We start from the raw sequence: 20,851 nt of genomic DNA, 5'->3' as shown, positions 1-20,851 counted from the left end.
ATACAGGCGCTTAAGGTAGCGTAAAAGCGCTAAAAAGACGATTCTTGCTCTGTGGATAATGATGCAAATCAAGGTAAAAGTTATCTTTTTAAGTACTCTGTAGCGAAGTTAAGCAATTATCTCGTTATGTATGGATTTATATAGCGAAAACTGATATAGCGCGAAGGAAGATGTCGCGCTACTATCGCAGTAACACACACTCAAGCCCTGGTACCTAAGTCATACGATAAGGTGCCCTGGCCGCAGCCCCTGAGGCTGCCAGGGTGCAGGAAGAAATGACTGCATCTCCCGTATTTGGAAAGGTGTACTCAGTGTCCCAGCTTACCGATGCTTTTGCGCGTAAGTTCTATTACTTGCGCTTATCAATAACCGACGTCTGCAATTTCCGCTGCAGCTATTGCCTGCCCGACGGCTATAAGCCCCACGGTGTGGCGAATAAAAGCTTCCTCAACGTCGATGAGATCCGTCGTGTCACCCGAGCTTTTGCCGCCCTGGGGACGGAAAAGGTACGCCTGACCGGCGGTGAACCCTCTCTACGCCGTGACTTCACCGACATCATCGCCGCGGTGCGTGAAAACGCCTCTATTCGCCAGCTTGCCGTGACAACCAACGGTTATCGACTGGCGAGAGATGTTAACGCGTGGCGTGATGCCGGGCTGACCGCCATTAATGTCAGCGTCGACAGCCTCGATGCCCGTCAGTTCCACGCCATCACCGGCCAGGATAAATTCCGCCAGGTGATGGAAGGGATTGATGCCGCCTTTGACGCCGGTTTTGAACGCGTAAAGGTGAACACCGTGCTGATGCGTGACGTAAATCACAATCAGCTTGAAAGCTTCCTTGCCTGGATCAAACCTCGTCCTATCCAGCTACGCTTTATTGAGCTGATGGAAACCGGCGACGGCGGTACGCTTTTCCGCAAACACCATATCTCTGGTAAAACCATCCGTGACCAGCTGCTTGAACGTGGTTGGGTACACCAGCTACGCCAGCGCAGCGATGGCCCCGCTCAGGTCTTCTGCCACCCCGACTATAAAGGGGAAATCGGGCTCATCATGCCGTACGAGAAAGATTTCTGTGCCAGCTGTAACCGGCTGCGCGTCTCCTCGGTTGGCAACCTGCACCTTTGCCTTTTTGGCGAACAGGGGATTGCGCTCCGCGATCTGCTGGCGGATGACGCCCAACAAGGTGAGCTGGAAGGGCGTATCGCTTCCGCGCTGGCGCAGAAAAAGCAAACCCATTTCCTGCATGACGGTAACACCGGCATCACCCAAAATTTGTCGTATATCGGCGGCTAAAGCCTGCCCAAAAGGAGAATATCGATGAGTCAGGTAAGCGTAGAGTTTATCCCGGCACGTATTGCTATTTTGACGGTGTCCAGCCGCCGCGGCGAAGAAGACGACACCTCAGGGCATTATCTGCGTGAGGTTGCAACGGAGGCGGGGCACCTGGTGGTGGATCAGGCTATCGCAAAAGAAAACCGCTATGCCATTCGGGCCGTGGTTTCGCAGTGGATCGCCGATGAACAGATTCAAGTGGTGCTGATTAACGGCGGAACCGGGTTTACGGATGGAGATCAGACCCCAGAAGCGCTACTCCCGTTGTTCGATCGCGAAGTCGAAGGTTTCGGTGAGCTGTTCCGCATGCTCTCTTTTGAAGAAATTGGGACCTCTACGCTGCAGTCCCGCGCCGTGGCGGGTATGGCAAACAAAACGTTGATTTTCGCCATGCCGGGCTCAACAAAAGCCTGCCGCACCGCCTGGGAAAATATCATTCAGGCACAGCTGGATGCCCGCCAGCGTCCTTGCAATTTCCACCCACATCTTAAGAAGTAAGTTATGTCGCAACTGACCCACATTAACGCCGCCGGAGAAGCGCATATGGTGGATGTCTCCGCCAAAGCCGAAACGGTGCGCGAAGCTCGCGCGGAAGCGTTTGTTACCATGAAACCGGAAACGCTGGCAATGATCGTTGACGGCAGCCACCACAAAGGTGACGTGTTTGCCACGGCGCGCATCGCGGGTATCCAGGCCGCTAAACGGACATGGGAACTGATCCCGCTATGCCACCCTCTATTGCTGAGCAAAGTAGAAGTGCAGCTGGAGGCACAGACCGGGCACAACCGAGTACGCATTGAGTCACTGTGCCGACTGACCGGTAAAACCGGCGTTGAGATGGAAGCCCTGACGGCGGCGTCCGTCGCGGCGCTGACCATCTATGATATGTGCAAGGCTGTGCAAAAAGACATGGTTATCGGCCCGGTACGTCTGCTGGAAAAAAGCGGCGGTAAATCTGGTGACTTCAGGGTGGAAAGCGATGCTTAATGTTCTGTTTTTTGCCCAGGTACGCGAGCTGGTCGACTGCGACAGCCTGACGCTGGAAGAAACCTATCAGGATGTGGAGCAGCTGCGCGCGGCGTTAGCCGCCAGAGGCGACCGTTGGGCGCTGGCGCTGGAGTCCGGCAAGCTGCTGGCGGCGGTAAACCAAACGCTGGTGAGCTTCGACCATCCGCTAGCGAAAGGTGACGAAGTCGCTTTCTTCCCACCTGTGACAGGGGGCTAAGTGGACAGCACGCGTATTATTGTTGGCCGCGAGAATTTTAACGTTGGCGAAGAGTACCAGTGGCTTTCTCAGTGTGATGAAGACGGCGCGGTTGTGACCTTCACCGGCAAGGTCCGCAATCACAATCTTGGAGATAGCGTTAGCGCCCTGACGCTCGAACACTACCCGGGGATGACCGAAAAAGCGCTGGCCGAAATCGTTGAAGATGCCAGAAGCCGCTGGCCGCTGCAGCGCGTGACGGTGATTCACCGCATCGGTGAGCTGTGGCCAGGGGATGAAATTGTTTTTGTCGGCGTGACGGGCGCGCACCGCAGCTCTGCCTTTGAAGCGGCCCAGTTCATTATGGATTATCTGAAAACCCGGGCGCCATTCTGGAAGCGTGAAGCGACTCAGGAAGGCAATCGCTGGGTTGAGGCGAGAGACAGCGATAAACAGGCGGCTAAACGCTGGTAGGCTACGCGGCCTGCGGGATGTGTTAATCTTAAAGCGGGTGAGCCAAACCGCTCGCGTCAGAAGCTAAATTCACAACACAGAGGAAGCATCATGGACCGATTCCCGCGTCCCAATGAGACTATCGTGCAGCGTGCCAATACTGGCCTCCAGACCTTTATGGCGCAAGTCTATGGCTGGATGACCTGCGGCCTGCTTTTGACCGCCTTTATTGCCTGGTATGCAGCCAATACTCCAGCGGTCATGGAGTTTGTCTTCTCCAGTAAAATCACCTTCTTTGGCCTGATTATCGTCCAGCTGGGGCTGGTGTTTGTGCTCTCAGGTATGGTGCACAAGCTTAGCGCCGGGGTGGCGACGTCGCTGTTTATGCTTTACTCGGCGCTGACCGGCCTGACCATGGCGAGTATTTTCCTGGTGTACACCTATTCGTCTATCGCCAGCACCTTCGTTGTTGCAGGCGGGATGTTTGGTGCCATGAGCCTCTATGGCTACACCACAAAACGTGACCTGAGCGGCTTCGGCAATATGCTGTTTATGGCGCTGATCGGTATCGTTCTTGCCTCTCTGGTTAACTTCTGGCTGAAAAGTGATGCGTTAATGTGGGCGATTACCTACATCGGCGTGGTGGTGTTTGTGGGCTTAACCGCCTATGACACGCAGAAACTGAAAAACATCGGCGAGCAAATTGATACCCGCGACGCGCAAATGCTGCGTAAGTATTCCATTCTGGGCGCCCTGACGCTGTATCTGGACTTTATTAACCTGTTCCTGATGCTGCTGCGTATCTTCGGTAACCGCCGCTAATATGCCCGTACCCTCTTTCCCGGAAGAGGGTTTTCCCCTTTTCTTTCCTGCACTTTTGCCTGCCTGAACGGAAATATATTGCAATACCTGTCACAAAAAGGGGGCGTATTGAGGAAATTTCCGTACACTTGCGTACTCTGATTAACAGGAAGAAATACTCCAGGAGATAAACCATGAAGTGGCAACAACGTGTGAGAGTGAGAACCGGACTGGGTTGCTGGCAGATTATGCTGCATCTTGCGGTGATCGCTGCCCTGCTCGTTGGCTGGAAAACGGCAACCCTGATCCCCGTGGGCGTTGGGCTGTGCCTGCTTTATGTCGCCACCGTGGTGATGATGTTTATCTTCCAGCGTGTTCACACCGGCCTGCTGCGCGACATTGGTGATTTCCTCGAAGAGTTGACCACCACCTGGTATTTTGGCAACGCGATGATTGCCCTGTGGCTGCTGTCACGTGTGGTGCAGAGCCACCTGATTCTGGCGCTGGCCGGCCTTGCGATGCTCGCCGGACCGGCTATCTTCTCTCTGCTCGCGAAAGACAAATCACGCAATCTTACGCCTAAACATCCAGTACGCCGCTGAGCCGGTAGTGGCCGCAATCACCAACAGCGGCCATAAGCTTTGCCAGACAATCCCAAAGCTCGCATCCTTCAGGTAAATTTGCTTCGTTATGTCGGTGAAATGGCGAATCGGGTTTATCCACGTTAAATCCTGCAGCCACACCGGCATGTTTTCTACCGGCGAGACGTAGCCGGAAAGCAGAATCGCCGGCATCATAAAGACAAATACGCCGATAAACGCCTGCTGCTGGGTTGAGCAGAGGGCGGAAATCAGCAACCCAAATCCGACCAGCGACAGCCCGTACACAATCATCGTGAAGTAAAACAGCAGCAGCGAGCCTGAGAAGGGGATGTGATAGCCCCAAATCCCCACCGCCAGCACAATAGTAGCCTGAACCAGCGCGACAATCTGTGCCGGAACCGCTTTGCCGATGAAGATTTGCCAGGTCGCCAGCGGCGAAACCAGCAGCTGATCGAGCGTACCTTGCTCGCGCTCACGAGCGACCGAAAGCGAGGTCACAATCATCACGCCGATGGTGGTGATCATGGCAATCAGCGACGGCACCACGAACCATTTGTAGTCGAGGTTTGGGTTATACCAGTTGCGGATCGTCAGCTCGCTATTGTTTGGCTTTGGCATGCCCGTCATCAGTTCTTGCTGGTAGTTATTGACGATTTGCTGGAGGTAGTTTGCCGCAATCTGTGCGCTGTTTGAGTTGCGTCCGTCGAGCAGAATTTGCAGCTTAGCTGGCTGCTGGCTGGCGATATCGCGCGAGAAATTTGCCGGAAAGCGAATCAGCAGTAATGCTTTCTGGTTGTCGATAGTCGGCTGTATTTCCTGCGGGCTTTTTAGCAACAGCACGTTGCTGAAGGCGCTTGCGCGGGCAAAGCGCTGGGTCAGCTCTACCGACTGACTGCCGTTATCCTCATTATAGATGGCGATAGTGGCGTTAGTCACCTCAAGCGTTGCGGCGAACGGGAACAGGAGAACCTGAAGCAGCACCGGCAAAATCAGGATGGCGCGGGTCTGCGGTTCTCGCAGCAACGACTGCAGCTCTTTGCGGATTAACGTCCATAAACGATAAAACATGCTTTCTCCCTTAATCGAGCCGACGTTTGGTTTTCAGCGCCGTCAGGCCGATAAACATCACCGCCGAAGCGATTAAAAACAGCGTGTTAACGATAAGCACCGAGGTGATATTTCCGGCCAGAAACAGGCTTTGCAGGGTACTGACGAAATAGCGAGCCGGAATGACATAGGTCACCGCCCTGATAATGGCCGGCATGCTGTCTATCTGGAAGATAAAGCCTGACAGCATGATTGAGGGTAAAAAGGCGGCGTTCAGCGCGACCTGAGCGGCGTTAAACTGGTTGCGTGTGATGGTGGAAATAAGCAGCCCCATACCCAGCGTGCTGAGTAAAAACAGGCTGGTTATCAGAAACAGCAGAATCAGTGAACCGCGCCACGGTACGCCGAGGATAAACACCGTCACCAGCATACATATCAGCATCGCCAGCATGCCCAACACATAGTAAGGCACCAGCTTGCAGAGCAGCAGCTCGGTACGCGTTACCTGAGTTGAAAGCAGCGCCTCCATGGTGCCGCGCTCCCATTCACGGGCCACGACCAGAGACGTCAGTATCGCGCCAATCACCGTCATAATGATGGTCACCGCACCGGGAATAATAAAGTGCTGGCTAATGGCAGCGGGGTTAAACCAGTAGCGAAGCTGGACGTCAATTAGCGGCTCAAAATGTTCACCGCGATCCTCCGCCCGCTGCTGCTGCCAAAGCTGCCAAATTCCCTGCATATAGCCCTGCACAAAGTTAGCCGTATTCGGCTCGCTGCCGTCCGTTATTACCTGGATCGGAGCCGTGGCGCCGGGGCGCGCCATGTTTTGCGCAAAGTCAGTGGGGATTGTCACCATGCCGCGAATTTTCCCGGCCTGCATCAGCTGAATAAGCTGCTCGCGGTTATCGCTGATGGTGGGCTGAATAAACGGCGAGGCGCTGATGGCGTGGGTGAAATCCAGCGCGTCTTCACTCTGTTGCTCGATCAGAACGCCAACGTGAAGGCGGCTGGAGTCCAGGTTAATGCCGTAGCCGAAGATAAACAGCAGCAGCAAAGGGATCACCACGGCGATTAACCAGCTGCTGGGGTCGCGCACAATTTGCCGCGTCTCTTTCACGCACAGGGCACGGACGCGGCGCCACGATACCCTCTGGCTATGTTCGCTCATCGCTATGTTCCTTATCCCATTCGTGAATCAGCCCGATAAACGCCTGCTCCATGGTGGGGTCCGGCGTCTCGTCATCTGCCACCTGCTGCTTCAGGTCGTCCGGCGTGCCGCTGGCAATCAGCTTGCCCCGGTACACCAGGCCTATACGGTCGCAGTATTCGGCCTCATCCATAAAGTGAGTGGTCACCATCACCGTGACGCCTTTCTCCACCATGCTGTTGATATGCAGCCAGAATTCACGCCGGGTAATCGGGTCAACGCCTGAGGTTGGTTCATCAAGAAACAGAATGCCCGGCTCGTGCATCAGCGAACAGGCGAGCGCCAGCCGCTGCTTAAAGCCCAGCGGCAGCGAGTCCGTGGTGCTATTGGCGATAGGCTGCAGCGCAAATGCTTCGCTCATGCGGTTAATTTTTTCCTGCTGGGCACGCCCGCGCAGGCCATAAACCCCGGAGAAGAAGCGCAGGTTTTGCGCCACCGTCAGGTTGCCGTAAAGCGAGAATTTCTGTGCCATGTAGCCAAGATGCTGGCGCGCCTTGCCGGAGCTGGTTTTCAGGTCCATATCCAGCACCAGCGCCTTACCCGAAGTGGGGACTAACAAACCGCACATCATCTTGAAGGTGGTGGACTTCCCCGCGCCGTTGGGGCCGAGCAGACCGAAGATTTCGCCGCGTTTCACGGCAAAGTTAACGTGGTCGGTCGCCGCAAAGTCGCCGAATTTTTTGGTCAGCGCTTCGGCCTGAATCACCGTCTCGCCGGACTCCCCTTCAACGGTATGAAGAATATCGCCGAGCGGAGATTCGCTAGCGGCGGCACCGCCCAGTAAATCAATAAAGGCGTCTTCAAAACGCGGGTCGGTTTCTTTGAGGCTGGACTCAGATACATTTAGCGCGTTTGCCAGTTCGCTGATGCTAGCGTCTTTAGCAAGGATCAGCCGTACCGATCGCCCCTGAATCACGCCGTCGCTGACCTGCGGCAGTTTCAGGGCCCGCTGAAGAAGCTGGCGGTTGTTTTCGTACTCATGGCTGACCAGCAGCGAACGCCCGGCCATCTTCTGCGTCAGCGCTTTCGGCGCGCCGTGATAAAGCAGCTCACCTTCGTTCATCAGCAGGATTTCCCGGCACTGCTCGGCTTCGTCCAGGTATGACGTGCTCCAGAGGATCAGCATGCCTTCGCCCGCCAGCTCGTGCACCATCTGCCACAGTTCGCGCCTTGAGATAGGGTCAACGCCCACGCCGGGCTCATCCAGCAGCAGTACCTTCGGCTGGCCAACGAGGGTGCAGGCGAGGCCAAGCTTTTGCTTCATCCCGCCGGAGAGCTTGCCCGCCAGGCGACCGGTAAACGGGCCCAGGGAAGTAAACTCCAGCAGCCGGGCAAACGTGTTCTTACGCTGCTCCCCGGTCACGCCTCGCAGGTCGGCATAAAGCGTGAGGTTTTCCATCACCGTTAAATCTTCGTACAGGCCAAACTTTTGCGGCATATAGCCCAGTTCAGCACGCAGGGCGCGATCGTCCTTAATCGGGTCCAGGCCAATCACCGAAGCCTTACCTTCGCTGGGTTTCAATAATCCGGCCAGCATCCTCATCAGGGTGGTTTTGCCCGCCCCATCCGGGCCGACTAAACCGGTCACTGCCCCGGCATGAATTTCGCAATCCAGGCTGGCGACAGCGGGTTTCTCCAGATCCGGAAAGCGCTTCATCAACCCCTGGAGGCGAATTGTCGCTTTATTGTTGCTCATGCTGGGTTCCGCCGTTGAATTTCACCGTAACCGGCATCCCCTGGCGCAGGGCGTCATCCGCATCGGTGACGATAATCCGCAGGCGATATACCAGATCGGTGCGTAAATCAGGCGTTTCTACGGTTTTAGGGGTGAACTCCGCGGTCGGTGAAACAAAACCTACCTTGCCGTGATAGGGCTTGTCCGGGCGGCCATCGGTGTAAATCAGCAGTTCGCTGCCGGGTTTTGCCTGCCCAAGATTAGTTTCGTCGATATAGGCGCGGATCCACACCGGGCGGGTAAGTGAAAGCGTGAGTACCGTGCTGCCTGCGTTAAGCATGCTGCCGGGCTCAACGGCGCGGGTTAACAGCGTGCCGTCTGAAGGGGCGAGCAGGGTGGTGTCCTGCAGGTCGAGCTGAGACTGTGCCAGCTGCGCTTTAGCCTGCTGCAGGCTGGCCTGAGCCTGAGCAATTTCCTGCGGACGGTTGCCGCTGCGATATTGGCTGAGCTTGTCCTGGGCTGCTTTCAGCGTGGCCTTTGCCTGGTCGCTTGAGGAGCGGGCGTTGGCTAAATCATTCGCCGAGATGGTTTTTGTCGCCCAAAGCCCCTGCTGGCGCTGGTAAAAGTTCTGCGCATAATCATAGGCGGCCTGAGCAATCTCTTCGTCACGATAGCCGGCAATGATCAAATCGTATTTGGCCTGCGCCGCCGCCACGTTTGCCTCTGCCTGACGCAGGGCGTTTTCATATGGCGCTTTGTCAATCAGCCCCAGGGGTTCACCGGCTTTGATGGCATCACCCTCGTCAACCTCAAGCGCTGCAAGACGACCGCCAACGCGGAAGCTCAGGTTAACGGTGCGAATATCCACGTTGCCGTAAAGCGTTAGCGCGCTGTTCTGCTGGCTTTGATACCATTTCCAGCCACCAAATGCCGCGGCTACCAGCGCTAAAATGACAATGACGGCAATTACCGGCTTCTTACTGTTCATCACTCGCGTTTCCTCTGTTTACGGATAATCCCTGCAGGATGAAATCAACGTGGCTCAGCACCACGCGGGTAATTTGCTGCACTTTGGTCTGGTCAAACTGCGGCCAGCCGGTGCGCAACAGAATCGTCTCTCGCCCAAGCCGGAAGGCCAGTACCTGGCCGAGCAACGTATGGGTATGCAAAATCGTGTCGGTATCGAAAGGATCCCGCCCGGTGTAGTGTGCGACCAGAGTGGTTAGCAGAGAGTGCATGGGGTCGATAACCTGCCGGTGGATCAGTTGGTAAGCGGCGGTCGGGGAAAGCTGTTCGCGGGAGATAAACTTGCTTAGGTTGAGCGTGTTGTCAGTGGTCAGCAGGGCGATCATTTGCCCGAGCGCGGTATGAATGAGGTGGCGTATTTTCTGATTGTCCGGCCTGGACTCGCTCAGAATGGCCTCTGCGGCGGCAACATGCTCGTGAAAATTACCGCTAATAAAGTCGGCAATCCATTGGGCGGAAGCCATATACAACGCTTCTTTAGAACCGAAGTAATAGGTGATGGCGGCAATGTTTTGCCCAGCCAGGGCGGCGATATCACGCGTGGTGGCGTGCATGCCGTACTCGGCAAATTGCGCGATGGCGGCGGCAATTAGCGTATTTTTAGCCTGCTCACCGCGGCTGGTGGCGGGCGTCGGCGAGGGTGTCATACCGACCTCTTAAAAAGTTAATCAATCGATTGATTAAGAGTAAGCAAAGTTATCAACCCTGTCCAGTTCAAGTCTTTATTCTGCTGATGAGGCATAAAGTGAGAATTTATGCGGAAGATCACAAAAACTGCTACACTGCACGCGAACGGCGCCGTGGTTTGCGCCTCCTCTCTTCGCCAGCTTAGGGCTGGCGCGTGATGTTCCCCCTGGAAACTACACCGCACAATGTGGTCAGGGCGGTTCTGGAGTTCCTATGTCTTTTGATTCTCTCGGCCTGAATGCCGATATTTTGCGTGCTGTGGAAGAGCAGGGCTATCGCGAGCCTACCCCCATCCAGCGCCAGGCAATTCCGGTAGTGTTAGCAGGCCGTGATCTGATGGCCAGTGCCCAAACCGGTACCGGCAAGACCGCAGGTTTTACCCTGCCGCTGTTACAGCGTCTGACCGACAGTGCGCCTCACCTGAAGGGCCGTCGCCCGGTGCGTGCGCTGATCCTCACCCCAACCCGCGAACTGGCGGCACAGATTGGTGAGAACGTCCGCGACTACAGCAAATATTTGAATATCCGTTCGCTGGTTGTCTTTGGCGGCGTGAGCATTAACCCGCAGATGATGAAACTGCGCGGTGGCGTGGATGTGCTGGTCGCGACTCCGGGTCGTCTGCTGGATCTTGAGCATCAGAACGCCGTGAAACTCGACCAGATCGAGATCCTGGTGCTGGATGAAGCCGACCGCATGCTGGATATGGGCTTTATCCACGATATCCGTCGCGTGCTGGCTAAGCTGCCTGCGCGTCGGCAAAACCTGCTGTTCTCGGCAACCTTCTCCGACGACATTAAAGGGCTGGCTGAAAAGCTGCTGCACAACCCGGAAGAAGTGGAAGTGGCTCGCCGCAACACGGCTTCTGAGCAGGTTACTCAGCACGTTCACTTTGTGGACAAAAAGCGTAAGCGGGAACTGCTGTCGCAGATGATCGGCGAAGGTAACTGGCAGCAGGTGCTGGTGTTTACTCGCACCAAGCACGGCGCTAACCACCTTGCTGAGCAGCTGCAAAAAGACGGTATCACCGCGGCGGCAATCCACGGTAACAAGAGCCAGGGTGCCCGTACTCGCGCGCTGGCCGACTTTAAAAGCGGCGGCATTCGCGTCCTGGTTGCGACCGATATCGCGGCTCGCGGGCTGGATATCGAAGAGCTGCCGCACGTCGTTAACTACGAGCTGCCAAACGTCCCGGAAGACTACGTTCACCGTATTGGCCGCACCGGTCGTGCGGCGGCCACCGGCGAAGCACTGTCTCTGGTTTGTGTCGATGAGCATAAGCTGCTGCGCGATATCGAGCGTCTGCTGAAGCGTGAGATCCCGCGCATGGCGCTGGCGGGATACGACGTCGATCCGTCGATTCCGGCCGAGCCTATCGTGAACGGTCGCCAGCAGCGCGGCGGCGGCGGTGGTCGTGGTGGCCAGGGCGGTCGCGGTGGACAAAGCCAGGGGCAGGGTCAGCGTCGCAGCGGTAACGGCGGCAGCGCTAATGCCTCCGGGGAACGTAACAACGGCCCGCGCCGCAGCGGTAAACCGCAGGGCGAAGGTGCAGCGAAGCCGGCAGGTGAAAACGCCCGTCGTCGTCGTCCACCGCGTAAGCCAGCGTCAGCGCAGTAATTTTTTATACCCTCACCCTAACCCTCTCCCTAAAAGGGAGAGGGGATTAAAGACGCCCTGTGTTTTCCCCCTCTTCCTCTGGAAGAGGGCCGGGGTGAGGGGACAACAACACAAATATTATCGGATGCGTCATGCGTGTTCTTCTTGCCCCGATGGAAGGCGTTCTCGACTCCTTAGTTCGCGAACTTCTTACCGAGGTTAACGACTACGATCTCTGTATCACCGAATTTCTTCGCGTGGTCGATCAGCTTTTACCGGCTAAATCCTTTCTCAAACTTTGCCCTGAACTTAACCACGCCAGCCGCACGCCGTCCGGAACGCTGGTGCGCGTTCAGCTGTTAGGGCAGTACCCAGAGTGGCTGGCTGAGAACGCCGCTCGCGCGGTCGAGCTGGGTTCCTGGGGCGTTGACCTGAACTGCGGTTGCCCGTCAAAGCTGGTCAACGGCAGCGGCGGCGGCGCTACTTTGCTGAAAGATCCTGAACTCATTTATCGCGGGGCGAAAGCCATGCGTGAGGCCGTTCCCGCGCATTTACCGGTCACGGTAAAAATTCGCCTCGGCTGGGACAGCGGCGCGCGGCAGTTTGAAATTGCCGACGCTGTGGAGCAGGCGGGGGCGACGGAGCTGGTGGTTCACGGGCGCACCAAAGAAGATGGCTATAAAGCCGAGCTTATCAACTGGGGTGCTATCGGCGAAATTCGCCAGCGGCTGTCGATTCCGGTCATCGCTAACGGTGAAATCTGGGACTGGCAAAGCGCGCAGGACTGCCTTGCGGCGACGGGGTGTGACTCAGTGATGATCGGCCGCGGGGCGTTAAATGTACCGAACCTGAGCCGCGTGATTAAATACAACGAAGCACGTATGCCGTGGGCCGACGTCGTTACGCTTTTGCAAAAATACAGCCGCCTGGAAAAACAGGGGGATACCGGATTGTATCACGTGGCGCGTATTAAGCAGTGGCTTGGCTATTTGAGAAAAGAATATTCTGAGGCAACGGATTTATTTACAATTATCCGCACGCTAAAAACCTCCGGTGAAATCTCACGTGTCATTGGCGAGTTGAAATAATCTATTTGCAGTGCCCGTTTACGCTTTCTTTAATCAACGGGTGCTGCGTTTCTTTGTTAATCTATTTCCTTGTTTTCACACAATTCGCAATCTGGTTCACACTTTTGCATATTCGCTTTATTTAGTGCTGGAGCTTATTTAAGCGTAGTGCCAGAATGGCGACATAAATTACATAAAGGATTGTTACTGTCTAACAGGCAAAACCTAAGTTTATTCTCCGATTGTCGGGGAAGAAACTTAGGTTTTTTTTGCTTCTTTTTTTAAAAAACAAGGAAGTTTACCATGTACTCACACACAAAAATAACAGGTGGCCTGATGCTGCTGCTTAGCTGGGGCGCCATTCCTGAGGTCCTGGCCGATTATTCTCGTTATGACGGCGGCTTGTTTAGTGATAGCCATCTCGATTTAACCTTAAAAAATGTCTGGATGCTTAATACCACCGATGCGATGGCAGATCAGGGGATCGGCGATCAGAATGCCTGGGCTCAGGCGCTGCATCTGGACTGGCAAAGCGGCTGGCTTTGGGATCACGTTGGGGTCGATGCTTCCTGGTACGGCGTAGCGAAGCTGTACGCCAACGATGCATTCTATGGCAGGGATTTACTGCGTGATAATAACGGCAAAGCCGAAGGCTTCAACAAGCTCGGGCAGCTGTATGCTAAAGCGCGTTGGGGCGACTCGCAGCGGCATCTTTCTTTCTGGGCCGGCTGGCGACAGCTCTATAAATTTGCCGCACTAAACGTGACCCGCAGCCGCGCGGCGCCCAGCACCTAGGAAGGCGTGAGCTCGGAGCTTGTCTGGGATGAGTTTGGCGCGAAAGCCGCCGTTGTTAACCGTTTTTCAGAGCGAGACGAGCCGGAAAAGCGCCGCTTCAGGACCCTAAAAACCAATAAGCAAATTGACTATATCGCTACCGGCGAGCTGAGCTGGATGCCTGCCAAAGGAAGCAAGGTGAGTTATATCGCGGCGGAAAGCGAAAGCTACCTTATGCGCCACGGCATCGAAGCCAACGCCGTGGTACCGATGACCGAAGCGTTCAATCTGCTGGCAAGGAGCACTTACTATTACGCGAGGGGGCTCAGCGAATGGGAAGGTGCGCGCGGGTTTAGCCGCAGCGCACAGCACCTGTTTGCTCTGGTCGGCTATCAATATGGGCGTTCTGAGTCCGGAGTCGGCTGGTCGCATACCCGCGCCCGACTGGATAATGGACTGGGCCATTTTTACTGGCATTTTGGTAAAAATACTCGCGGAGCATTTAATAGTAAAGCCGACGGCGAGGGTAATGATTATATCAATGACGGTGAGCAGATACTGTATTTATACAGCCAATATCAGATTCTGCCAGAATTATTAATTGGTATGTATGGCAATTATGGTTTTGGCATGGAGTATAAAGGCGTTGATTTAAATGAGTGGGAGTATGGCGGCTATTTCCTCTGGAGTAGCCCACAGTTAAAAGGATTGAATGTATTTGCCGGGTTTGGCCCAAGCTACAGCTGGAAATTAACGTCGGCCAAAATGCCTTCCCTGAGTGAAAATAACCACAGCTTCCGTCGCGCAAAAGGCCTGGGAGGAACCGTACGCGTTGAATATCGCTTTAATTTATTCTGATTACATAATAAGTAAGGAGTGAAAATGAAAAAGAAAATAATCGCCGGGCTGGCGCTGACATTCATTGCCGGTTCTGCCTTTGCCGCTGAACGCCCGATGCGTATTCTACTGGTTAATGACGACGGCTGCCGGTCTGTAGGGACCACTTCGCTGCAGGAAAAACTGGCGGCGAAAGGGTATGACGTCTGGATGGTTGCGCCCGCCACCAACCAAAGCGGTATCGGCTCGGCGATTACCTTTAAGCCGAATAAAATCTTTGACGTTAAAAAGGTTGCTGATAAGCGCTACTGCTTCCCGGGGACCCCGGCGGACTCCGTTGATTTTGGCGTACTCGGCGTGATGAAAGAGACGCCGCCGGATCTGGTTATCTCCGGTGTTAACGATGGCCCGAACACTGGTGTTGCACAGCTTAACTCCGGCACTATCGGCGCTGCTGCCCGCGCGGTACGTTACGGTTATCCGTCGATCGCCGCGAGTATTGGTTATATTCTCAACGAGCAGGAGATGAAGGCCGGATGGCCGAGCACCCATAAATACTGGCCTGATTCCGTTGACTATGTCGTGGGTCTGGTAGACACGTTGGCAAAAACCTGGCAGCCTGGTCAGCCGGTACTGCCTGCCGGTTCGGGGTTAAGCATTAACTATCCGCCGCTGGAAAAGAAAGCAATTCAGGGCGTGAAATTCGTCGAGAACGAGCGACACCCGGTACCGCAGCACGAGTACAAGCTGCTGCCTGACGGCAAAGCACAGCAAATCATGAGTGAAAAAGTGCTGACGCCGGTCGATTCTGACACCGATACCGGCTGGCTGAACCGCGGGTACATCACCTGGACTGTTTTTGATGGGGAATGGAATGCGCCGCAGTTTGAAGGGCAGTATCGCAAGCTGTTCGCCACGGAAGCCAAGGCCAAATAGCCCTGCATAGCCGCGATCGCTATCACGCTTTTCACTTTGGTGGCTTGAGCGATATATCCTCCGTGTTAGAGTGTAAACGTTGGATTGTTACTGCACTTCGCAGGCAAAACCTGATTATCTGGCTCTGCCAGAGGTCAGGTTTTTTTGTTTCTGGGGTAACCATGGAAATTGCCAAGATACTGAACAACAACGTAGTGGTTATTCTTGACGAGCACCAGCGTGAGCAGGTGGTGATGGGAAAAGGGCTGGGCTTCCAAAAGCAGCCGGGAGACAGCCTTGACCGCGGTAAAATTGAAAAAGTCTTCGCCCTGCAAAGCGACGAGCTGGTGGCAAGGCTAAGCGAGCTGCTTAATCAGATCCCGCTGGAGGTCATGACCACCTGCGACAGGATTATTCAGCTGGCGCGAGAGCGCCTCGGCAAGCTACAGGAAAGCCTCTATATTTCGCTCACTGACCACTGCCACTTTGCGATTGAACGTCAGAAAAAAGAGATGGCGATCCGCAATGTGCTGCTCTGGGATATCAAACGCTTGTACCCAAAAGAGTTCGCCCTGGGCCTGGAGGCGCTTGGCATTATCCGTCGGCGCCTTGGCATACAGCTGGCGGAAGATGAGGCGGGGTTTATTGCGCTGCATCTGGTGACCGCCCAGCTTGAGGGGGAGATGCCGGAGGTGATGGGCGTCACCCGCGTGATGCAGGAGATCCTGCATATCGTGAAGTACCAGCTGCAAATTGAGTACCATGAAGAGAGTCTGAGCTACCAGCGTTTCGTGACCCATTTAAAATTCTTTGCTCAGAGGATGCTGAACCGAACCACGGTGGCGGACGATGACGAAACGCTGCACGCGGCGGTCAAGGACAACTACCCGCTGGCGTGGCGCTGCGCGGAGAAACTTGAGCGGCACCTGGCGAAAAGCTATCAGCGTGAGCTGACCAACGAAGAAATCATGTTCCTCGCGATCCATATCGAGCGAGTGCGTAAAGAGAGCCGCAAGGCCTAAACAACAAGACGGATTGTTACTGCTTCGGCAGGCAAAACCTGAGCGTTAGCTTCCCTTTTCGGCGGCTGGCTCAGGTTTTTTTTTAACCTTACTCAGCACATTTCGCCTGCGGGCGTGACGTAGAAGGAAAGCGGTTATGGACTATCAAGGATTGGCGCAGGAGATCCTGAAGCATGTCGGCGGGAAGGAGAACATCGTTAGCCTGGTGCATTGTGCCACCAGGCTGCGCTTTAAGCTAAAAGACAACGCGAAGGCTGATGCCCAGGCGCTGAAAAATAACCCAGGCGTTATCATGGTGGTGGAAAGCGGTGGACAATTTCAGGTCGTGATTGGTAACCACGTACACGATGTTTACATCGCGGTTTGCGCGGCGGCGGGGATCAGCGAAGAGGCCACGCCGCAGGAAGATGAGAGAGGGAAAAGTAACCCGCTCAATCGCCTGATTGACATTGTTTCGGCGATCTTCACGCCATTTCTCGGCGTGATGGCCGCCTCCGGTATCCTCAAAGGGCTGCTGGCGCTTAGTGTCGTTTGTGGCTGGCTGAATACCGAGTCGGCCACTTATAAAATCTGGTTTGCCGCCAGCGATTCTCTGTTCTACTTCTTCCCGCTGGTACTGGGTTACACCGCCGGGAAAAAATTCGGCGGCAGCCCGTTCCTGACGATGGCTATCGGCGGAGCCTTAACGCATCCGCTGATTACCCAGGCCTTTGAAGCCGCAACCCAGCCCGAACGTTTTTTGGGTATACCGGTGACCTTTATCAACTACAGCTCATCGGTTATTCCCATCATCTTTGCGGCCTGGATCTGCTGCTGGCTGGAAAAGCGCTGCAACAGGTTGTTCCCTGCGGCGATGAAGAATTTTTTCACCCCTCTGGTCTGCCTTGGCGTCGTGGTTCCTCTCACGTTTCTGGTTATTGGCCCTGCGGCAACCTGGCTTAGTCAGATGCTGGCGCACGGCTATCAGGCTATTTATGCCTTTGCTCCCTGGCTTGCGGGAACCGTGATGGGCGCCATCTGGCAGATCTGCGTGATCTTCGGCCTGCACTGGGGGCTGGTGCCCATTATGATCAATAACCTCAGCGTGCTGGGACAGGACACGCTGATGCCGCTCCTGCTCCCAGCGGTGATGGGGCAGGTGGGGGCCACGCTCGGGGTATTCCTCTCCACGCGAGACGCAAAGCTCAAAGTGCTGGCCGGCTCGGCGGTCACCGCCGGTATTTTTGGCATCACAGAACCTGCGGTTTACGGCGTGACGCTGCCTCATCGTCGTCCGTTTATTTTTGGTTGTATTGCCGGAGGAATCGGTGGGGCTATCGTCGGTTTTAGCCAGAGCAACCTTTACTCCTTCGGGCTGGCGAGCATTTTCAGTCTGGCACAGATGCTTCCTCCGGGTGGCATGGACAGCACGGTATGGGGGGCGATTATCGGCACGTCGTTGTCGCTGGTGCTGGCCTGCGCGTTGACATGGGCCTTTGGCCTGCCGCGCAGTACACAGCTCGCCGCGTCACCTACTGCGATTGCCGGGGATGATGACATCCTGGCCCCAATGAGCGGCACTATGCTGGCGATGGACCAGGTCCCGGACGCCACTTTTGCCGGCGGGTTACTGGGGCAGGGGGCGGCCATTATCCCGCTGAATAACGAAGTCCGCGCGCCGTTTTACGGTGAAGTTGCCTCTTTATTCCAGACTCGCCACGCCATTGGCCTACTGAGCGAAAGCGGCATTGAAGTTTTGATCCACATAGGTATCGACACCGTGAAGCTTGGCGGGCAGTACTTCACCGCACACGTCCAGCCGGGTGACAAAATTAAACCCGGTGACCTGCTGATTGAGTTTGACCGCGAGGCGATCCTCGCCGCCGGGTACGATCTCGCCACGCCGGTAATCATCAGTAATAGCGATGATTACCGGGATATTACGCGCGTGACGCAGCAGTCCACCCTCGATTCAGGTATGCCGTTCCTGACGGTAGAACGTTAAACAAAGGAGAGTGATATGACAGCATTTCCAAAAACATTTCTGTGGGGCGGTGCTATCGCCGCAAACCAGGTCGAAGGAGCATGGCTGGAGGACGGCAAAGGCGTTTCTACCTCAGACGTCCAGCCGCAGGGAGTATTTGGCCCGGTGAAAGAACGAGCACCGGGAGACAGTGGCATTAAAGACGTGGCGATCGATTTTTACCATCACTATCCGCAGGATGTCGCGCTGTTTGCCGAAATGGGGTTCAGCTGCCTGCGCGTTTCCATTGCCTGGACGCGCATCTTCCCGCAGGGGGACGAATCTGAACCGAACGAGGCCGGGCTGGCATTTTACGACAAACTGTTTGATGAACTGGCTCAGCACGGTATTCAGCCGATGGTGACCCTGTCCCATTACGAAATGCCGTGGGGCCTGGTCAAGAAATACGGCGGTTGGGGCAATCGCAAAGTGATTGACTGTTTTGAACGCTATGCCCGCTGCGTGTTCACCCGCTATCAGCATAAGGTGAAGCTATGGCTGACCTTCAATGAGATCAATATGTCGCTGCACGCGCCGCTGACCGGCGTCGGGCTGGAAGGGGAGCCGGGAAAAGGCGCAATCTATCAGGCTATTCATCATCAGCTGGTCGCCAGCAGCCTGGCGGTAAAGGCCTGCCACGACATTATCCCGGACGCCAAAATTGGCAATATGCTGCTCGGTGGGCTGATGTATCCGCTTACCTGTAAACCGGAAGACATGCTGGAAACGTTGCAGGAAAACCGCAGCTGGCTGTTCTTCGGCGACGTCCAGTGCCGGGGCAGCTATCCGGGCTATATGCTGCGTTACTTCCGTGATAACGGCATTCAGCTTGAAATCAGTGAAAGCGATCGTGAAACTCTGAAAAATACCGTCGATTTTATCTCATTTAGCTACTACATGACCGGCTGCGTCACGGCGGACGAAGAGCTGAATGCGAAGGCGCGAGGCAACATTCTCAGCATGGTGCCGAATCCGCATCTGGCAAGTTCCGAGTGGGGCTGGCAGATTGACCCGGTCGGGCTGCGCATTTTGCTTAACACCCTGTGGGATCGCTATCAGAAGCCGCTGTTTATTGTTGAAAACGGCCTGGGGGCGAAGGACAAACCCGAAGCCGACGGCACGATCAACGATGACTACCGCATCAGCTACCTGAACGACCATCTGGTGCAGGTGGGGGAAGCGATTGAGGACGGTGTAGAAATGATGGGTTACACCAGCTGGGGGCCAATTGACCTGGTCAGCGCCTCGAAGGCCGAACTGTCGAAGCGATACGGGTTTATCTACGTTGACCGTGATGACCAGGGGAACGGCACGCTTGCGCGTTCAAGGAAGAAAAGTTTCCACTGGTACAAAGCGGTGATAGCCACTAACGGCGGCAGCCTGAAACGCTAAGCTGCGTCCACAGGAGGGAAAATTCGTTTTCCCTCTTCACTTTATGACAAAGAGCCAAAAAACGTGTTTTTTAGCTCTTTGGGGCAAATCAGAGAACATAATTCATTGTTTCTATTCGTTCAGGCAGCAAACCTTTTAAGAAAAATGCACTTTGTCAGTAGTCCGGGAGGGAAAACACTTTCCCTTCTTCATCTTGTCTCCTGTTACGCCACATTCACCAGCCGCTGAATAAACCCGCGCAGCCACATCAGCGCGGCGTCGCTGTTGTGGCGCTGGTGCCAGAGCAGCGCGACCTCAAACGGCGGTACTTCAACGGGAACCGGGCTGGCAGTCAGCCCCCAGGTTTTCTGCCAGCTGTCTGACAGCCCCGCAGGCACCGTTGCCAACGCGGGCATCTGCATCAGCAGGCCCGGCAGGGCGGCAAAATGCGGTGTCGTGTAGGTGATTTGGCGCGTCCGGCCGGTTTTTGCCAGCAGTGTATCTATCTGGCTGCTGGTGGCTTCGCGGTAGCTCACCAGCACGTGCTGGTGGGCCACATACTCTTCCAGCGACAGCGGAGCGCTGGCCCCTAGTTGCTGCGGTTGCCAGAGCGTCACAAAATCCATGCTGGTCAGCACCTCGCGCTCCAGCCAGCGGGCGCTTTGGTTCGCCACGCTTATCGCCATATCCAGCTCGCCGCCTTCCAGCCGTTGAGCATCGGTAAACGGATCGCTTGCCACGACGTTAATGCGCATGCCCGGCGCGTCCTGTTTTAGCGCGGGAATGAGTTTTGGCATCAGCCACATTTCAACCCAGTCAGTCATGCCGATAGTGACGGTTGCTTTGGCGCTTGCCGGGCAGAATTCCGCCTGCTGGAAAAGGGCGCTTTGCAGCTGTTCCAGCAGGGGCATCAGTTCGGTATGCAGTTCGCTTGCGCGAGCGGTCGGCTGCATGCGATGGCCGCTGCGAATAAACAGTGGGTCGTCAAACATATCGCGCAGCCGCGCCAGTGCGCCACTGACCGCGGGTTGCCCGAGATGCAGTTTGTCCGCTGCCAGTGAGACGCTTTGCTCACGAAACAGCACGGCAAAAGCGATCAGCAAATTGAGATCGATTTTGCGGAAATCATTTTCTTTGATAGTCATTATTTCTCCAATCAATTGGCGTGATGATACGCCCGACGGGATACTGACGGCAAGTGGGCTGGGGGCGTTGAGGCTGTCTCTTA

The 20,851-nt window shown here is 55.4% G+C and carries 21 protein-coding genes and 1 riboswitch; of the genes, 15 read left to right on the top strand and 6 right to left on the bottom strand.

What is annotated here, in order from left to right; translation table 11 throughout:
- The first annotated feature begins 185 nt into the window (after positions 1-185).
- A riboswitch (molybdenum cofactor riboswitch) is annotated at positions 186-320 on the top strand.
- The 7 genes from moaA to VGM55_RS10625 all read left to right on the top strand — a co-directional run bounded on the left by moaA (position 276) and on the right by VGM55_RS10625 (position 4,397).
- Positions 276-1,298, top strand: a complete 1,023-nt coding sequence (gene moaA / locus VGM55_RS10655; RefSeq protein ID WP_154185128.1) for a GTP 3',8-cyclase MoaA — start codon at positions 276-278, stop codon at positions 1,296-1,298. It overlaps the preceding riboswitch by 45 nt.
- 24 nt (positions 1,299-1,322) lie before the next feature.
- On the top strand, positions 1,323-1,835 hold the full coding sequence (moaB, locus tag VGM55_RS10650; protein ID WP_154185127.1) for a molybdenum cofactor biosynthesis protein B: 513 nt from the start codon (positions 1,323-1,325) through the stop codon (positions 1,833-1,835).
- A 3-nt stretch (positions 1,836-1,838) separates the two neighbouring features.
- Positions 1,839-2,324 (top strand): cyclic pyranopterin monophosphate synthase MoaC, encoded by a 486-nt coding sequence (gene moaC / locus VGM55_RS10645; protein WP_154185126.1) that lies wholly within the window; start codon positions 1,839-1,841, stop codon positions 2,322-2,324.
- On the top strand, positions 2,317-2,562 hold the full coding sequence (gene moaD / locus VGM55_RS10640) for a molybdopterin synthase sulfur carrier subunit (protein ID WP_154185125.1): 246 nt from the start codon (positions 2,317-2,319) through the stop codon (positions 2,560-2,562). The genes moaC and moaD overlap by 8 nt, the downstream gene beginning before the upstream one ends.
- Positions 2,563-3,015 carry a molybdopterin synthase catalytic subunit MoaE gene (gene moaE / locus VGM55_RS10635; RefSeq protein ID WP_331635437.1) on the top strand — a complete coding sequence of 151 codons (453 nt, stop codon included), beginning with the start codon at positions 2,563-2,565 and terminating at the stop codon, positions 3,013-3,015.
- 90 nt (positions 3,016-3,105) lie between these two features.
- Positions 3,106-3,816, top strand: a complete 711-nt coding sequence (locus VGM55_RS10630) for a Bax inhibitor-1/YccA family protein (protein ID WP_008456273.1) — start codon at positions 3,106-3,108, stop codon at positions 3,814-3,816.
- A 173-nt stretch (positions 3,817-3,989) separates the two neighbouring features.
- The gene (locus VGM55_RS10625; protein ID WP_331635436.1) at positions 3,990-4,397 is read left to right on the top strand and encodes a YbhQ family protein; all 408 of its coding nucleotides are present in this window, start codon (positions 3,990-3,992) and stop codon (positions 4,395-4,397) included.
- On the opposite strand, the gene VGM55_RS10620 is transcribed toward VGM55_RS10625, so the two are convergent.
- From VGM55_RS10620 to cecR, 5 genes are read right to left on the bottom strand one after another with little or no spacing between them, the layout of a single operon-like run.
- A complete protein-coding gene (locus VGM55_RS10620; protein ID WP_154185123.1) occupies positions 4,359-5,465 on the bottom strand; it encodes an ABC transporter permease in 1,107 nt (368 codons plus the stop codon). The genes VGM55_RS10625 and VGM55_RS10620 overlap by 39 nt on opposite strands.
- 10 nt (positions 5,466-5,475) lie before the next feature.
- The gene (locus VGM55_RS10615; RefSeq protein ID WP_331635435.1) at positions 5,476-6,615 is read right to left on the bottom strand and encodes an ABC transporter permease; all 1,140 of its coding nucleotides are present in this window, start codon (positions 6,613-6,615) and stop codon (positions 5,476-5,478) included.
- The gene (locus tag VGM55_RS10610; RefSeq protein WP_331635434.1) at positions 6,602-8,350 is read right to left on the bottom strand and encodes an ATP-binding cassette domain-containing protein; all 1,749 of its coding nucleotides are present in this window, start codon (positions 8,348-8,350) and stop codon (positions 6,602-6,604) included. Before VGM55_RS10610 ends, VGM55_RS10615 begins: the two co-directional genes overlap by 14 nt.
- Positions 8,337-9,317: a secretion protein HlyD gene (gene hlyD / locus VGM55_RS10605; RefSeq protein ID WP_331635531.1), complete on the bottom strand. Its 981-nt coding sequence runs from the start codon at positions 9,315-9,317 to the stop codon at positions 8,337-8,339. Before hlyD ends, VGM55_RS10610 begins: the two co-directional genes overlap by 14 nt.
- Positions 9,307-10,002 (bottom strand): transcriptional regulator CecR, encoded by a 696-nt coding sequence (gene cecR, locus VGM55_RS10600; protein ID WP_154185120.1) that lies wholly within the window; start codon positions 10,000-10,002, stop codon positions 9,307-9,309. The genes hlyD and cecR overlap by 11 nt, the downstream gene beginning before the upstream one ends.
- Positions 10,003-10,255: 253 nt before the next feature.
- On the opposite strand from cecR, the gene rhlE reads away from it, so the two are divergent.
- The 8 genes from rhlE to VGM55_RS10560 all read left to right on the top strand — a co-directional run bounded on the left by rhlE (position 10,256) and on the right by VGM55_RS10560 (position 19,644).
- On the top strand, positions 10,256-11,656 hold the full coding sequence (gene rhlE / locus VGM55_RS10595; RefSeq protein WP_331635433.1) for an ATP-dependent RNA helicase RhlE: 1,401 nt from the start codon (positions 10,256-10,258) through the stop codon (positions 11,654-11,656).
- A 131-nt stretch (positions 11,657-11,787) separates the two neighbouring features.
- Complete coding sequence (dusC, locus tag VGM55_RS10590) at positions 11,788-12,723, top strand: tRNA dihydrouridine(16) synthase DusC (RefSeq protein WP_154185118.1); 936 nt, start codon at positions 11,788-11,790, stop codon at positions 12,721-12,723.
- 282 nt (positions 12,724-13,005) lie between these two features.
- Positions 13,006-13,497 (top strand): OprD family outer membrane porin, encoded by a 492-nt coding sequence (locus VGM55_RS10585; protein WP_331635432.1) that lies wholly within the window; start codon positions 13,006-13,008, stop codon positions 13,495-13,497.
- 6 nt (positions 13,498-13,503) lie between these two features.
- Positions 13,504-14,334, top strand: coding sequence for a hypothetical protein (locus VGM55_RS10580; RefSeq protein ID WP_331635431.1), 831 nt, complete (start codon positions 13,504-13,506; stop codon positions 14,332-14,334).
- Between the two features lie 24 nt (positions 14,335-14,358).
- Complete coding sequence (gene surE / locus VGM55_RS10575) at positions 14,359-15,249, top strand: 5'/3'-nucleotidase SurE (protein WP_331635430.1); 891 nt, start codon at positions 14,359-14,361, stop codon at positions 15,247-15,249.
- Between the two features lie 161 nt (positions 15,250-15,410).
- Positions 15,411-16,250, top strand: a complete 840-nt coding sequence (gene bglG / locus VGM55_RS10570) for a transcriptional antiterminator BglG (protein ID WP_154185115.1) — start codon at positions 15,411-15,413, stop codon at positions 16,248-16,250.
- 136 nt (positions 16,251-16,386) lie between these two features.
- Entirely contained in the window at positions 16,387-18,234 is a 1,848-nt protein-coding gene (gene bglF, locus VGM55_RS10565; protein WP_154185114.1) for a PTS beta-glucoside transporter subunit IIABC, read from the top strand.
- A gap of 15 nt (positions 18,235-18,249) precedes the next feature.
- Positions 18,250-19,644 (top strand): glycoside hydrolase family 1 protein, encoded by a 1,395-nt coding sequence (locus tag VGM55_RS10560; protein WP_154185113.1) that lies wholly within the window; start codon positions 18,250-18,252, stop codon positions 19,642-19,644.
- Positions 19,645-19,847: 203 nt separating this feature from the next.
- On the opposite strand, the gene VGM55_RS10555 is transcribed toward VGM55_RS10560, so the two are convergent.
- Complete coding sequence (locus VGM55_RS10555; protein ID WP_154185112.1) at positions 19,848-20,768, bottom strand: LysR family transcriptional regulator; 921 nt, start codon at positions 20,766-20,768, stop codon at positions 19,848-19,850.
- Positions 20,769-20,851: the final 83 nt, after the last annotated feature.

The sequence above is a fragment of the Cedecea sp. genome, from assembly GCF_036500665.1.
Lineage (GTDB): Bacteria > Pseudomonadota > Gammaproteobacteria > Enterobacterales > Enterobacteriaceae > Cedecea.
Note: the sequence above shows the minus strand (reverse complement) of the source record. Positions and strands in the feature narration are given on the sequence as shown.